Annotated in this window: 11 protein-coding genes; 7 read left to right on the plus strand and 4 right to left on the minus strand. The window is 71.3% G+C overall.

The features are described 5' to 3' along the window. Positions 1-202 precede the first annotated feature (202 nt). Positions 203-619: a hypothetical protein gene (locus tag FHU35_RS14530; protein ID WP_145739572.1), complete on the plus strand. Its 417-nt coding sequence runs from the start codon at positions 203-205 to the stop codon at positions 617-619. Positions 620-1,188: 569 nt separating this feature from the next. Here the strand turns inward: FHU35_RS14530 and FHU35_RS14535 are convergent. From FHU35_RS14535 to FHU35_RS14545, 3 genes are all read right to left on the minus strand, one after another. Beyond that, on the minus strand, positions 1,189-2,187 hold the full coding sequence (locus FHU35_RS14535) for a LacI family DNA-binding transcriptional regulator (RefSeq protein WP_145739574.1): 999 nt from the start codon (positions 2,185-2,187) through the stop codon (positions 1,189-1,191). Between the two features lie 77 nt (positions 2,188-2,264). Further along, positions 2,265-3,758 (minus strand): long-chain-fatty-acid--CoA ligase, encoded by a 1,494-nt coding sequence (locus FHU35_RS14540; protein ID WP_145739577.1) that lies wholly within the window; start codon positions 3,756-3,758, stop codon positions 2,265-2,267. 224 nt (positions 3,759-3,982) lie between these two features. Beyond that, the gene (locus FHU35_RS14545; protein WP_186459418.1) at positions 3,983-4,681 is read right to left on the minus strand and encodes a haloacid dehalogenase type II; all 699 of its coding nucleotides are present in this window, start codon (positions 4,679-4,681) and stop codon (positions 3,983-3,985) included. Between the two features lie 275 nt (positions 4,682-4,956). Between FHU35_RS14545 and FHU35_RS14550 the strand changes: the two genes are divergently transcribed. Continuing rightward, entirely contained in the window at positions 4,957-5,610 is a 654-nt protein-coding gene (locus tag FHU35_RS14550; protein ID WP_145739581.1) for a class I SAM-dependent methyltransferase, read from the plus strand. 7 nt (positions 5,611-5,617) lie between these two features. After that, positions 5,618-6,859: an APC family permease gene (locus tag FHU35_RS14555; protein WP_222429368.1), complete on the plus strand. Its 1,242-nt coding sequence runs from the start codon at positions 5,618-5,620 to the stop codon at positions 6,857-6,859. Here the strand turns inward: FHU35_RS14555 and FHU35_RS14560 are convergent. Next, positions 6,837-9,803 carry an AfsR/SARP family transcriptional regulator gene (locus tag FHU35_RS14560; RefSeq protein WP_145739583.1) on the minus strand — a complete coding sequence of 989 codons (2,967 nt, stop codon included), beginning with the start codon at positions 9,801-9,803 and terminating at the stop codon, positions 6,837-6,839. The genes FHU35_RS14555 and FHU35_RS14560 overlap by 23 nt on opposite strands. 818 nt (positions 9,804-10,621) lie before the next feature. On the opposite strand from FHU35_RS14560, the gene FHU35_RS14565 reads away from it, so the two are divergent. From FHU35_RS14565 to FHU35_RS14580, 4 genes are all read left to right on the plus strand, one after another. After that, positions 10,622-11,254 carry a carbonic anhydrase gene (locus tag FHU35_RS14565; protein ID WP_145739586.1) on the plus strand — a complete coding sequence of 211 codons (633 nt, stop codon included), beginning with the start codon at positions 10,622-10,624 and terminating at the stop codon, positions 11,252-11,254. A gap of 125 nt (positions 11,255-11,379) precedes the next feature. Continuing rightward, positions 11,380-13,752, plus strand: a complete 2,373-nt coding sequence (locus FHU35_RS14570; protein WP_145739588.1) for a wax ester/triacylglycerol synthase domain-containing protein — start codon at positions 11,380-11,382, stop codon at positions 13,750-13,752. Beyond that, positions 13,749-14,657: a DMT family transporter gene (locus tag FHU35_RS14575; RefSeq protein WP_145739590.1), complete on the plus strand. Its 909-nt coding sequence runs from the start codon at positions 13,749-13,751 to the stop codon at positions 14,655-14,657. The genes FHU35_RS14570 and FHU35_RS14575 overlap by 4 nt, the downstream gene beginning before the upstream one ends. Beyond that, positions 14,654-15,340: an SDR family NAD(P)-dependent oxidoreductase gene (locus FHU35_RS14580; protein ID WP_342788507.1), complete on the plus strand. Its 687-nt coding sequence runs from the start codon at positions 14,654-14,656 to the stop codon at positions 15,338-15,340. The genes FHU35_RS14575 and FHU35_RS14580 overlap by 4 nt, the downstream gene beginning before the upstream one ends. Positions 15,341-15,346: the final 6 nt, after the last annotated feature.

Below are 15,346 nucleotides of genomic sequence, written 5' to 3' on the forward strand. Positions count from 1 at the left end.
CCCGGGATCGACGTTACGTCGGCGCGCGAGGCGTGCCACGGGACCAAAGCCCCTGGTAGCCCTCCGGGAACTCGGAGCTCAATGACATGGGGAGAGCCCGTCGTCCACCGGCGGGCCCCGCGCTTCGAGGGGGATGCGGGCGACTTCGCGACCTCACCCCGCATCTCCCTCGTCCACCCGCCTCGCGCGGAAGGACTTCGTCATGCGCCATCACCAGATCCGCACCGCCGCCGCAGCTCTCGGGCTGCTGAGCGCCCCGGTCCTGACGGCCTGCGTGACCTACCTGCCCGCCGCTCCCCCGCCGCAGCCGATCACGGTCCCGGCACCTGCGGTCCCCTACCAGGTCCCGCCGTCGAACTCGGTCCACACCACCGGTTGCGTTGCCTCCTACGAGACCGCGCAGTCCTCCGTGGACATCTGCGGGTCCGCGGGGTCGCTCTACTACTACGGCTCCAGCGACTCCGGTTCGATCACGCTGCGCGCCTACCTCAGCGGGAACGGCTACACGACCGAGAGCAACGACGGCCACGTCTACCACGTCGATCACACCGCGCTGACCATCACGCGCGACGGCACGACCCTCTCCTCGCAGCCCGTGATCGCCTCGTCCGGGGGCTGATGCCGCCCTCGATCGCTCGTGCGCAGCGCACCAGCTCCGTCACGGGCTGTGACCGCTGGCGGCCGGACGGGTGCAATCCAGCTGAATCCGGACGCGCCGGACATCAGCGCTTAACTTCCACCGCGCTCGCTGCCAGATTGGTCCCAGCACCGAGGCGCGCGGGCAGGGCTGCTCGGTCCCGGGAGTCGACCAACCGGACCAACGTCGCTGACGCCGTTCGGGGCAGGCGGTGCGATTCCTCTGCCCGCCACGGTTTAGGATGATCGGCCGCGAGGGGGCGCTGGTTTGAGCACAGCACAGGTCCACCGGAAGGCGCGACGCAGGAAGCATGCGCGCGGCAGGCACAACACGCGCCCGACCGCCACCAGGCCCTGGGTCGGACGTCCGCTGCCGGCCAGGCCCGGTACCTCCCCGATGCGCACTCCGCTGCCGGTCACGCCGGTGGCAGCACCGCCCGAGCCTGAACCCAGTCGAGGAACCACCATGACCGCTCGCCACGCCGAAATGATCACGGCGTCACTGTCGATCGCCACCTTCATCGCCATCGGGGCGATGTGGATCGGGTACTTCTAGCGGCTGACCCGCGTCGAGTCCCGGACTACCAGTTCCGGCTGGAACACCAGCCGGCGGTGCCGGACCGCGCGCTCGCCCGAGGTCTCGGCGATGAGCAGTTCCGCCGCCGTGCGGCCGAGTTTCCGCGCGGGCTGGCGCACCGAGGTCAGCGGTACCGCCGCCGCACCGGCGAACTCGATGTCGTCGTACCCGACGATCGCCATCTCCTCCGGCACCCGGACGCCTGCCGCCACCATCGCCTGCAGCAGGCCGAGCGCGAGCAGGTCGTTGGCGCAGAACACCGCGGTCGGCCGCGGGCTCATCCCCAGCAACCGCGCACCGGCATCGCGGCCGGAAGCGACGTCCAGCGCGGCGGACTCCAGCACCGACAGGCGAACGTCAGCGCCCTCCAGCACCGACCGAGCACCCGACTCCCGATCCCGGCACTGCGCGAGCACTGCGGGACCGTTGACCATGGCGATCTCCCGGTGCCCGGTCTCGGCCAGGTGGCGAGCCGCCAGCGCTCCGCCGGTCACGTCGTCGACGGCGACCGAGCTGCCCTGCACCTCCGGCACGGTGCGGTCGACGAACACGCGGGGAATGCCGCTGCGGGCGAAGGCGTGCAGGCGCTCACCGGCGGTGTCCACCGGTGAGAGCAGCACGCCGCGCACGCGCTGCTCGGCGAGCATCGACAGGTACGAGGACTCCAGTTCGACCCGCTGGCCGCTGTTGCAGGTGATCACGTTGAGACCGGCCTCGTGCGCGGCTTCTTCGGCTCCGCGGGCGAGATCGACGAAGAACGGGTTGGCCAGGTCCAGCACGAGCAGCGCCATGATCCGGCTGCTGCCTGCTCGCAACTGCCGGGCCGACTCGTCGCGGACGTAGCCGAGCTCGTCGATCGCCGACTGCACCCGCCGCCGCGTCTCGTCCGAGACCAGCTGCGGCCGGTTGACCACATTGGACACCGTGCCGATGGAAACCCCGGCCAACCGCGCGACGTCCTTGATTCCGACCATGCTCCGACCTCATTCACCGACTGCCGCGAGCCTAGTCCGGAAGTGCCGGGCCCGGCGCGAGGCCGGGCCCGGTGGGCTCACACCTGCCGCGGCATCTCCTTGACCTCGCGGCGCAGGATCTTGCCCGTCGGCCCCTTCGGCAGCTCGGGGACCAGCCAGATCTCCCTGGGGTACTTGTAGGCGGCGATCCGCTGCTTGACGAATTCGCGCAGCTCGTCCTCGGTCGCCTCCTGGCCCGGCTTGAGCGAGACGGCCGCGCCGATCTCCTCGCCGAGGGACGCGTCCTTGACACCGATCACCGCGGCTTCGGCGACGGCGGGGTGCTCGTAGAGCACCTCCTCGACCTCCCGCGGGTACACGTTGTACCCGCCGCGGATGATCAGGTCCTTCTTGCGGTCCACGATGAAGTAGAAGCCGTCGGAGTCCTTCGTGGCGATGTCGCCGCTGTGGAACCAGCCGTCCTTGATCGCCTCGGCCGTGGCCTCCGGGCGGCCCCAGTAGCCCTTCATCACGTTCTCGCCGCGGATCACGATCTCGCCCGGCTCGTCGAGGCCGACCTCGTTGCCGTCCATGTCGACGACCTTCATCTCGCACCCGCGCACCGGCAGCCCGATGGAACCGGGTTTGCGCTCGTAGCCGGGCTGGTTGAAGGAGGCGACCGGCGAGGTCTCCGACAGCCCGTAGCCCTCGAGCACCAGGCACTCGAACTTCGCCTCGAACCCGCGCAGCACCTCCACCGGCATCGCCGAGCCGCCGGTGGCGCAGGTGCGCAGCGAGCTCATGTCGGCGCCGTCCGCGTCGGGGTGGTTGAGCATCGCGGCGTACATCGTCGGGACGCCCTCGAAGATCGTGACCTTGTCGCGCGGCACGATCTGCAGCGCCTTGGCCGGGTCGAACCGCGGCAGCAGGGTCAGGCACGCGCCGACCTTGACCGAGGTGTTGAGCGCGCAGGTCAGGCCGAAGACGTGGAACAGCGGCAGGCAGCCCATCACCACGTCGTCGGGGGTGAGCTCGAAGAGCGTCTCCACCGCCATGGTCGCGTTGGAGGCGAGGTTGTGATGGGTCAGCTCGGCGCCCTTGGGCTTGCCGGTGGTGCCGGAGGTGTAGAGCAGCACGGCGGTGTCGGAGTCGGCGCGCTCGACCATCTCGGGCGCCGGCGTCCCGGCCAGTTCCGTCGGCCCGGTCGCACCGACCACGACACCGGGGATGCCCACCGCGGCGGCGGCGTTGGGCACCGCGTCGCCGCCACCGTCCCAGCCGTAGACCAGCGACATCTGGGAATCGCGCAGGTAGTACTCGACCTCGCGGTCCTTGAGCAGCGGGTTCATCGGCACCACGGTCGCGCCTGCCAGCAGCGCACCGTAGAACAGGATCGGGAAGGCGGGCACGTTGGGCAGCACCAGACCGACCCGGTCGCCGGGTGAGATTCCGCGTTCCCTCAGGTCACCTGCCACGGCGGCGGCCGCGGCGTGGAGCTGGGAGTAGCTGAGCACGTACTCGTCGAGACGGACCGCGGGCCGGTCGCCGTGCCGCTCAGCGGACGCGACCAGGTTCGCTGCCAGGTTCGTCATGTTCCGTTCCCGTCGTCGTTGAGGTGGTTCGGAGCGGGCGAGATCATCGATCCCAGCCAAATCGTCCACGCTCCGCAGCTCGGAGGCAATCGTTCGGGTGCACATTTCGGTAACACGTAGTTGTCATACCTGCACCGATGCGCGATCACACCGTCAACACGCACCTCGAACGCCCCGACCTCACCCCCGGTGACCGCGCGGGCCGCGGTCTGCGCGCCGTGCGGTCAGAGGAGTTCTGCTGCGAGTTCGGCGATGGTTCCCGCCTTGAGGTCGAACTCGTCTTCCTCCGCCGAATCGGCTTCCTCGACGCCTTCGCGAGCGATGAGCGCGGTGGACATGCCCTGCTCAGCGGCGGCGCGCAGATCCCACGGGTGCGACGCGACCATCAGCGCCTGATCGGGTTCGACGCGCATGAGCTCCAGGGCGCGGCGGTAGACCGACGGGTCGGGCTTGTAGGCCCCGACCAGCTCCGAGGAGAGGGCCAGCGTCCAGCGCAGCCCGCCTCTGCGGGTGATCTCGGCCAGGGCGAGCGCGGTGGTGTTGGAGAGCGCGACGACGTTGAACCGGTCGGCGAGCGCGCCCACGCCGGGAGCGGCGTCGGGCCAGGGCTTCGGCCGCATCCCCTCCGCGTTGAGCGCGGTCAGCGCGTCCTCGTCGAGGGAGACGTCGGTGGCCTTGACCGCGTGCTCCAGCGCCTCGCGGCTGAGCCGGTCCATCGGGCGGTACTCACCCCCGGCCGCCTCGTCCAGCAGCTCCTCGGTCCTGGCCAGCCAGGCGGTCGCGAGCGCGTCGCACGTCTCGTCCGGCTCACCTGCTTCCTGGAGCGCGGCCCGGGTCGCGGCGCGGAACGAACCTCGTTCGTCGACGACCGTTCCCAGGACGTCGAAGATCAGCACGGACAAGCGGGAGACATCGAACGACACCGGGTGATCATGCACGTTCGGAGAGCAAGATCGCATCCCTTCGGTGGAACACGGTTCGATCTCGAGTCCGCAGCCGGGCCGGCGAGGGGAGGCAACGACTGGTCCACTCCGCCGAGAGGGCGACTCCCGGCCTGCTCGCACCGCCCTGCACCGAGGGTGCTGAGCCCGTTCTCCACCTCAGCGGGTGTTGTCGGACGACTCCTGTTCGGACCCCTCGATCGTGGTAGTTTCGCCTGGCAGCACAGGAATTCACCGATACGTGAGCGGAGACTCCCGTGAGCACCGAACTGCCCGATTTCGACGCCGTCTACCGTGGCGAGTTGCCGTTGGGCGAAGAAGCACCCGTGCCCTGGAACATCGGCGTTCCGCAGCCGGCCCTCTCCGACGTGATCGAACGGGGTGACATCGCAGGCCCGGTCCTCGACGCGGGGTGCGGCGTCGGCGTGACGACCCGGGACCTGGCGGCACGCGGCTACGAGGTGCTGGGCGTGGACATGTCGGCCACCGCGATCGCGCAGGCCGAAGCCGCGCGGGACGAGCGGCACGCCTCGGCGACGTTCCAGCTCGGGGACATCACCCAGCTCTCGGGGCACGACGGGCACTTCGGCACGATCATCGACAGCACCCTGTTCCACTCGATGCCGGTCGAGAGCCGTGCCGCCTACGTCTCCGCCATCGCCCGCGCCGCTCGCGAGGGCGCACGGCTGTACATGCTGGTCTTCGACAAGGGCGCCTTCCCCGACGGCCTCGGCCCGCACGCCGTGGACGCCGAGGAGCTGCGCGCCGCCGTCGGTGAGCACTGGACGATCGACTCGATCGAGCCGAGCACCATCGCCGGCTGGCTCCCTCCCGAGATCAGCGCCCAGCACCCCGTCGACGACGCGGGACGAACCCGCGTTCCGGCGCACTTCCTCACCGCGCACCGCTGACGCTGTCGTGACGGCTTCGGGAGCGCCGCTCCCACGCCGGTTGGGCGTCGTCGACGCGACGTCGATCGGACTGGGGTCGATGCTCGGCGCCGGCGTGTTCGCGGTGTTCGCCCCGGCCGCTGCCGCCGCCGGGAGCGGACTGCTCATCGCCCTGGCGATCGCCGGGTTCATCGCCTTCTGCAACGCGATCAGCTCCGCTCAGCTGGCGGCCGCCTACCCCGCCTCGGGCGGGACCTACCTCTACGGCCGCGAACAGCTCGGTCATTGGTGGGGTTTCACCGCGGGGTGGGGTTTCGTCGTGGGCAAGACGGCCAGCTGCGCGGCGATGGCGCTGACCTTCGCCGCCTACGCCGCACCGGGTTTCGAGAAACCGGCGGCTGCGCTGGCGGTCGCCGTCCTGGCCGCGGTGAACTGCCTCGGCATCACCCGCACCGCCGCGCTGACCCGCGTGCTGGCCGTCGTGGTCCTGCTCGTGCTGGCGGTGTCGACGGCGGTGATCTTCCCGACCGCGCGACCCGGTGGCGCGCACGACTGGCTGCCGCACGGGCCGTTCGGCCTGGTGCAGGCGGCCGGTCTGCTGTTCTTCGCCTTCGCCGGTTACGCCCGCATCGCCACGCTCGGCGAGGAGGTCCGCGACCCCGCGCGCACGATCCCGCGCGCGATCCTGCTCGCCCTGCCGATAGCAGCGCTCACCTACGCGGGCGTGGGCCTGGCGGTGCTCCAGGCGCTGGGACCGCACGCGCTGGCCTCCAGCACCGCGCCGATCACCGATGCGCTCACCGCCGCCGGACGCGCGGAGTTCGCACCGGCGGTGCGTTTCGGCGCGGCCGCCGCCAGCCTCGGCGCGTTGCTCGCGCTGATCGCGGGAATCGGCCGCACCGGGCTGGCGATGGCGCGCGAGGGCGACCTGCCGCGACGGCTGGCCGCCGTGCACCCGCGCTTCGGCGTCCCGCAGCGCGCCGAGATCACCGTGGCGGTCGTGGTGATCGCGCTGGTGCTGACCGCGGACCTGCGCGGGGCGATCGGCTTCTCCAGCTTCGGCGTGCTGGTCTACTACGCCATCGCCAACGCGGCGGCCTTCACCCAGCCGCCCGCCGACCGCCGTTGGCCGAGGGCGTTCAACGTCACCGGACTGGCCGGATGTCTGCTGCTGGCCGCGACCTTGCCGTGGACCTCGGTGCTGGCGGGACTCGCAGTGTTCGCCGCAGGCGTCGGCGGCCGCCTGCTCAGCAGGGCACGCTCGGCGTGAGCGCGGCGTTCAACCTCCTCCGCAGGTCCCCGGCCTCCGGCGCGTCGAGCTCCTCGTAGATGCCCACCGCCGTTTCCCAGTGCGCGGTCGCCGAATCGCGCCTGCCCGCTGCCTCCTCGATGTCGCCGAGACCGGTGTGCGCCCGCGCCCGCACGTAATGGCTCGATCCGCTGCTGGCCACCGCCAGAGCGTGGCGGTGGCAGCGGGTCGCCTCGTCGTCGGCGCCCATCGCCATGTGCGTTTCGGCCAGCGCCGTGAGCACCATCGCCTCCAGGCTCGCCGACCGCATCCTGCGGGCGAACACCAGCGCCGCCTGGTGGCTCTCCATCGCCCGGAGGTAGTCGCCGAGACCGCTTCGGATGGTTCCCAGCCGGTGCAGGGTCATCCCCTCCAGGAACCGGATCCTGTTGCGACGGGCGAGGACCAGCGCTCGCTCGGCGTGCTCTTCCGCCTCCGCGAAGCGACCGAGGTCCCGGTACACACCGGACAGCGCGTAGGACGCGTCGGCTTCCCCCGGCCGGTATCCGTGCGCCGCTGCCACGCGGGACGCTTCCCGCAGGCATTCCAGCGATTCGGTGTGGCGTCCCCACCTTCGGTGCAGCCGGCCGAGGCAGATCAGCGGCCGCAGGCCCAGCAACCGCAACCCGGCCTGCTGGTAGAACCTCGACGACCGCCGGAGGTGCTCCAGCGCGAGCTCGGTGCGCCCGGTGAACACGCAGAGCTCCCCCAGGCTCAGCAGCACGGTCGCGGTCGCCGCCGGATCGCAGGCCCGCTGCAGAGCTCGTTCCAGAAGGTCGCGTGCGGAGTCGAACTCGTTGCGCCGGAAGTGCGCGACGCCGAGACCGCGCAGCGCGACCCCTTCACCGACACGATCGCCGCACCGCTCTGCGATCTCCAGAGCCCTGCCGTGGATGCGTTGGGCTTCGTCGACGTGCCAGCCGAAGTCGAGCGCGGTGTCCAGCGCGGTGCCGAGTTCGACCGCGTAGTGGCCGAACTCGCCGTCCACCGTCTCCGCGATGCGCACCATGGTCTCGAGTTCCGAGTCGAGCCAGCGGGCCGCGTCCTCGTGATCGCGCATCGGTGGCACGTCGAACGCGGATTCCGCGGCGGAGAGGGCGTCGGGGGCGAGGAACCGGGAGGCCGTCGTCGCGGCCTGCAGGTAGTAGTCGTAGAGGCGCCGAAGCGATTCCCGCCGTTCGGCGCTGTTCTCGGTGATGCGGGACAACTCGGCCGCGTAGGTGCCCAGCAGATCGTGCAACCGGACCCGCTTTCCCGCGAGCTCCTCGACGAGGTGGGCGCGCACCAGCCGGGTCAGGCCGCGGCGGATCTCGCGGACGTCCACATCGGCCAGCGCGGCCAGCGAGTGGGCGTCCATCTTCCTTCCGGGGTGCAACCCGAGCAGCCGGAACAGCTTCGCCTCGGTTGCCGAGAGGTTGCGGTAGGAGGCCGCGAAGATGGTCCGCACGCACGCTTGGGGATCACCGCTGTCGAGCAGGTCCAGCCGTGCCTGCGCGCAGCCGAACTCGTCGATGGTGTGCCGCAGCCCCCGGTCGCGGTGCCTGCGCACCCGCTCGGCGGCGATCCGCAGCGCCAGCGGCAGCCGCGCGCAGCACTCGATGAGCTCGCCGACCGCGTCCTCGTCGGTGGCCAGATCGCCCAGCAGCTCCTTGAGCAGCAGCCTCGCCTCGTCATCGGTCATGCGGTCGAGCTCCACCAGGCGCGCACCGTGTCCGACGACCAGTCCGTCGAGCTGGTGGCGACTGGTGATCACGACCGCGCAGTCGGCGTTGCCCGGCAGCAGCGGGCGGACCTGGTCGGCGCTGGCCGCGTTGTCGAGCAGCAGCAGCACGCGCTTGCCGTCGAGCAGGCTGCGCAGCCGCGCGGCGCGCTCCGCCAGGTCCAGCGGCACGTCCTTGCCGTCCACCCCCAGGGCTCGGAGCCACCCGGCCAGCACATCACCGGGTTCGGCAGGGGTGCCGGTGCCGAAGCCGCGGAGGTCGGCGTGCAGCTGACCGTCCGGGAAGCGGGACTTGACCCGGTGCGCCCAGCGCAGCACCATCGCGGTCTTGCCCGCTCCGGCGGTGCCGGCCACGACCGCGATCGGGATCGTGCCGGGGTTTCCTGCGAGCATCGCGTCCAATTCGGACAGAGCGACTTCTCGCCCCACGAAATCCGGTGCGCTGTGCGGAAGTTGGGCGGGGACGCGGGTCGCGCCGGCGAGCTCGACCACCTCGCCCGCGCGGATCTGCCCGTGCAGGGCGCGCAGTTCCGGACCCGGGTCCAGCCCGAGCTCGTCGTTGAGGACCTCGCACGTGTGCTGGTAGGCCGACAACGCCTCCGCCTGCCGCCCCGCGTGGTAGAGCGCCAGCATCAGCAGTCCGTGCAACCGCTCCCGAAGCGGATTGCGGTGCACGAGGTCGAGCAGCTCGCCGGCGACGGCCTCGTGGCGGCCCGCGCGCAGCTCGCCCGCGTAGAGCTCCTCGACCGCCAGCAACCGCTGCTCGGTGAGCCGTTCGACCACGGCATCGACGTCCGGCAGGTCCACCTCCTGGTACGGCCTGCCCCGCCACATCCCCAGCGCTCGTCGCAGCAACCGGACCGCGCACCTCGGGTCCGGCTCGTCCGCCGCTTCCTCGATCAGCGCCTCGAACTCGGACGCGTCCAGCTCGTCCTTCCCGACCCGCAGGCGGTAACCGGCGGGGCCGTAGCTCAGGCGGTCGGGATCGTCGAGCTCGCGCCGCAGCCTGTGCACGTGGACCTGCAGCCGGCTCGCGCCCTGCACGACCGGGTCACCCCACATCGCTTCCAACAGCACGGTGACCGGTACCGGTTCGTTCGCGTGGGCGAGCAGCACCGCCAGGAGCGTGCGCCGCAGCGCGCCGGTCACCGGCGACGCTCTGTCCCCGTCGAACATCCGGACCGGTCCAAGAACTTCGAACCGCATCTCTCTTCCCCCAGAGAATCCACAAAGATCACTGATACCGCGATCTCCGAACCGTCGCCACCGCCCCGAAAAGCGACGAGAGAACCACGCGCGCGGCGGCCGCGCTCAGCGGCCTGCTCGACGAGCGCACTCACACGTGTGACGCCAAGCGTCTGTTCGATGCGCGCGGCTGGTGCCGGAGCACGGCACGAACACAGGGCTCTGCGCTGCTGCTCGATGACGGCATCCTGCCGACGAGCGGAGCGCCGAATTCCAGAAAGCGCGGATCGCACGAACGCCTCGATGATCGAGGGGTGAGCTGTGCGTTCCGGCTTCGTCGAAAGGCGTGGGATCGGCTACCGGCACCTGCCCCCAAGCAGGCGGCTCGGGCAGCGCTTCCTACGCGCGCGACCAGAAAGAACGATGATCCATCGCTACACCCCCCAGGTGTTCGCGTAGCTGTCTTTCCCCCAGTGCCAGGTGGTTGCACCACCGGCATCTGTTCTGATGATGAACGCTCCCCCGAACAGCGCACAAGCTTCTAGCCCGAGCAAATTTTCGCCATTTGCGGCGACTACCGCCCTGACCTGGCGCAACTCCACGCAGAACAGTTGATTTCGGTACCGGGCGAACACGCCGCGCGCGTGTCGGACTCACCGGTTCGGACCACTTCCGAACGAGAGATCGGTGGTGAGGCGGCCCCCTCGCCCGCCTCACCACCGCGCGTCGAGCCTACGACGCCGGAGACGTCGTTGCGCGGTCAAAAATCGCCGGTCACCAGCGTGGTTTCCCCCACTTGCGATCTGCTGCGGCCACCCTGCTGGGTTAATGTCAGCGGCATGAACCGCTCGCCGTCCACGCCTGCAGAAGCTTTCGCAACGCTGATGGAGGGCAACCAGCGCTTCGTCGAGAGCAGCCGCCTCCACCCCAACCAGGACGCCGACCACCGCGCTTCCCTGGCACCCGGTCAGACTCCCTTCGCGGTGCTGTTCGGCTGCTCGGACTCCCGCCTCGCCGCCGAGATCATCTTCGATCGCGGCCTCGGCGACCTGTTCGTGGTGCGCACGGCCGGACAGGTGACCGGTTCCGAGGTCCTGGGCAGCATCGAGTACGGCGTCGCCGTGCTGGGCACCCCCCTGGTCGTGGTGCTCGGCCACGACTCCTGCGGCGCTGTCGTCGCCGCGCGGAAGGCCGTCGTCGAGGGCAGCAACCCGCCCGGCTACCTGCGCGACATCGTCGAGCGGGTGACTCCGAGCGTGCTGGCCGCCAACGCCGAGGGCGAGAACGACGTCGACGACATCGTCGACGTCCACATCCGGCGCACCAGCGAACTGCTCGTCGAGCGCTCCTCGCTGCTGGCCGACGAGATCGCCGCCGGGCGCTGCGCCGTCGCAGGCCTCTCCTACCGGCTGGCGGACGGCACGGTCCGGCTCGTTTCCAGCCACGGACCGCTGCAGAGCAACGCCGCCTGAGGGCTCAGGCCACTGTGGATCGTCCGGGCGCACGTTCGCCCGGACCCCGCGACCGCTCTCGGGACGCCGATCTCCGCGCCAGGCGTTAGCCTGCGAAGGCACGCTTGGCGAAAGGAAACGGCCGCGTGAGCTTCCAGCCGCGTCGAGTGCTACTGCTCAGCGCCACCATCGGTGAGGGCCACAACGCGACCGCCCGCGCTGTCGAGGAGGCCGCGCGCGAGGTCTGGCCCGGGTGCGAGGTGGTGTGGCTGGATGCGCTCAGCATCATGGGCCGCTGGGTTCCCCCGACGTTCAACTGGATCTACGTCACCAACGTCGAGTCGACGCCGTGGCTCTACGACTTCTTCTACGACGCGCTGTGGCGCTACCGCTGGTTCGCCAACGCCTGCAGGCGTTTCGTCGGAGCCTGGTGCGGCCCGCTGCTCCGCCGCGCGATCCGCCAGGTGGATCCGGACCTCGTCGTCTCCACCTATCCGCTCGGGACCGCCGGGCTGGACTGGATGCGCAGGCACGGCGACCTGGACGTGCCCGTCGCGGCGATCGTGTCGGACTTCGCGCCCCACCCGTTCTGGGTGTACCCGGAGGCCGACCTGCACCACGTGATGAGCGAAGCGAGCCTGCGCGCGATGCGGCGATCCGAGCCCTACGCGGTCGGCGCCGTGTCCGCACCTCCGGTCCGCCGCGATTTCGCACCCCGCGACCGCGCTGCGGCCCGCTCGGAGTTCGGCTTCCCGGAATCCGGTTTCACCGCCTTGATCTCGTGCGGGGCCCTGAGCTTCGGCTCCGTGGAGCGCGCCGTGGACGCGGCGCTGCGCGTCGAGGGGATCGACAGGGTGCTGGTGGTCTGCGGGCGCAACGGGGCCCTGCGGGAACGACTGCTCGCCAGGGGCGAGCGGCGGCTGGAGCCGCTGGGCTGGGTGGAGGACATGCCCGGGCTGATGGCCTGTTCGGACGTGGTGATCACCAACGCCGGTGGCGCCACCGCGCTGGAGGCGCTGGCGTGCGGCCGGGCGGTCCTGATGTTCGAGCCGATCGCCGGCCACGGCAGGGCCAACGCCGAGCTGATGGCGGACGCGGGACTGGCCGAGCTCTGCCCGCGCGAGTCGCAGCTGATCTCGACGCTGCGCCGCTGGATCACCGAGCCGCAGGAGCTGCGCGACCGCGAGGAGCGGGCGCTCAAGCACAGCCGGTCGGCCGAGTTCACCGACCAGATCGCGGCGCTGGCCGGACTTCGGCGCCACAGCGGTCCGCGTCGGCTCCGCGCCCAGGACGCCTTCTTCGTCTACGCCACCACACCTGAGGTGCCGCAGCAGACGGGCGCGATCCTCTCGCTCGAACCGTCGCCGGATTCAGCACAGGCGTGGTGCCAACACCTCTCGCACCGCATCGAGCAGCACGCGGCGACTCTCCCCGTGCTCACGCGGACCCTGGTGAACCGGACCGGTCGACGTCCGATGTGGACCGATGCGGGCACGATCGACCCGGCCGGGCATCTCGACTGCCGGCAGTTGCGCTCCGATGAGGACGCCGACGCGATCACGAGCGAGTTCTTCTCGACGCAGGTGCCCACCGACCGGCCGCCGTGGCAGCTGCAGCTGCTGCACGACCCCGCGACCGGACGGGTGACCGTGCTGGCGAAGATGCACCACTCCCTCGGCGACGGGCTGGCGGTCACCAGCGCGCTGGTGACCTTGCTCTGCGACGGGCACAACCCGGCGTCCGCCCCCGGCTCGGGCAGGCGGTCCTGGCGGCAGCGCGTCCCCGAGGTGCTTCGCGGGCTCGTCGGCCTGGCGACCTCCGCGGGTGCCTCCAGCCGCACCTGGACGGGCCGCAGCTCTCCGGCGCGCAGCTTCGGTCACCTGGCGCTGCCCGCCGTGCGGGTTCGGGCTCGCGCCCGCGATCACGGCGTGACCAGCAGCGCCCTGCTGATCGGCCTGGCAGCCGAGGCGCTGCACCGAGCCATGGGCGAGCAGCGCGCTGATGCCCGGTTCCGGGTCATGGTGCCGCGCACCGCCCGCACCGGGCGCAACGGCGCCGGAACCGCCGCACCGGGCAACCACACCCACACCCTCTCGGTGGACCTGCCGGTCGGGCCGATGCCGCTGGTGTGGCGGATCCGGGCGGTCGCCGACGCGCTCGCCGAGCCCGACCACAGCGGACAGCCCGAGGCCGCCGGGGCCGTGCTGGCCGGTCTGGGTCTGCTCCCGGCCCCGTTGCACGCCTGGGTCGTGCGGCGCATCTACGGCAGCCGGTTCTTCAACGCGGTCGTCTCGGTGATGCCCGGACGGCGCCGCCCGGCGCACGTCAACGGAACCCTCCTCAGCCGTGTGCTGCCGGTGCTCTCCCTCGCCGACGGCGTGGGCGTGGCCATCGGCGCGATCGGCTGGGGCGAGGAGTTCGGCTTCGGCATCACCACCGACCCCGCGCTCGCGCCCGCCGCCGGAGAGCTCGCCGACCACCTGCGGGACGCGTTCGACGAGCTCCGGGAGCGAGGATGAGTTCCGGGACCGTGCTGCCGGTGGCCGTGCCCGCCGCGGTGATCGGCGCCGCGAGCTTCGGCATGGCCAGCGCGATCCAGCACCGCGTCACCAAGCAGGTCCCGCAGGTCGCCACCTTCAGCCCCAGGATGCTCTGGGACCTGGTGCGCAAACCGATCTGGGTGCTGAGCATCGGCACCGTCATCATCGGGCTGTCGCTGCAGGTGGTGGCGTTGGCGTTCGGGCCGCTGGTGCTCGTGCAGCCGCTCCTGGTGACCTCGGTGCTGTTCGGCGCGGGGTTCGCGGCCTGGCTGGCGGGCAGGCGGATGGACCTGGTGCTGGCGCTCGGCGCCCTGTCGTGCGCGGGCGGGCTGGCGGCGTTCCTGCTGCTGGCCCGTCCTTCCGGCCAGGGCAGCGAGTTCACCGGGGAACCCGTGGTCCCCCTGGCCCTGGGGATGGCGCTGCTGGTGGTCCTCTCGCTGCTGGCCGCCCGGTGGCTGCCGGGCGAGTTCGGCGTGGTGGGTCTGGCCGTGGCCACCGGTGTGTTCTACGGCGTCACGGCCGGGCTGATGCGGGTGGTGGCCGGCCAGTTCCGCGCCGGAGGGATCGTGGAGCCCTTCGGTCACTGGACGCTGTACGTGGTGTGCGTGATCGGGCCGATGGGATTCCTGCTGAGCCAGCAGACCTTCCAGCGCGGCCGGTTGATGTCCCCGTCGCTGGCGGTGATCACCACGGTGGATCCGCTGGTCTCGGCGGCGATCGGGGTGAGCTGGCTGGGCGAGCGCATCGAGTCCTCCCCCGCGATCCTGGCCGGAGAGGTGGTGGCCGCCGCGCTCATCGTGGGCGGCATCGCCGTGCTGGCCCAGCGCAGCGAGCAGATCGGCCGTGAACTCACCGAGCGGGAGGGGACCGAGTCGTGGGGGTGAGCTCCGCCCTCGTCACGGGTGCGTCTTCGGGGATCGGCGCTGCCATCGCGATCCGGCTCGCCGCCGACGGCTGGCGGGTGGTCCTGGCGGGCCGCGACCGCGCACGCCTGGACGCGCTGGCCGAGCGCACCGGCGGCTGCGCCATCTCCGCTGACCTGACCACCGCCGAAGGCCTGCAGCGGGTGGCCGACGCCGGGCGCGGGGTCGACCTGCTGGTGCACAGCGCGGGTGCCGGCTGGGCCGGGAAGTTCCGCGAGATGCGGCCGGAGCACGTCGACCAGCTGGTCGAGCTGAACCTCACCGCCCCGATCCGCCTGACCCGCGCGGTGCTGCCGCCCCGGGTCGCGTTCGTCGCCTCGGTCGCCGTGGTGGGCGTGCGCGATGAAGAGGTCTACTCAGCCACCAAAGCAGGGCTGCGCGCGTTCGCGGCGAGCCTGCGGCACAGCGGCGTCCGCACCACCGCGGTGTTCCCCGGTGCGGTGCGCACACCGTTCTTCCGCGACCGCGACTACCACCGCCGCTTCCCGCGCATGGTCGAACCGGAGCAGGTGGCCGACGCCCTCATCGACGCCGTGCTGCGCAGCCGCGCCGAGGTCTTCGTCCCGCGCTGGCTGACCATCGCCGACCGCGTGCACGGCATCTCGCCCGCGCTGTTCCACCGGCTGGCGGACAGGTTCGGCTGATCGCCC

The sequence above is a fragment of the Saccharopolyspora dendranthemae genome, assembly GCF_007829955.1.
GTDB lineage: Bacteria > Actinomycetota > Actinomycetes > Mycobacteriales > Pseudonocardiaceae > Saccharopolyspora > Saccharopolyspora dendranthemae.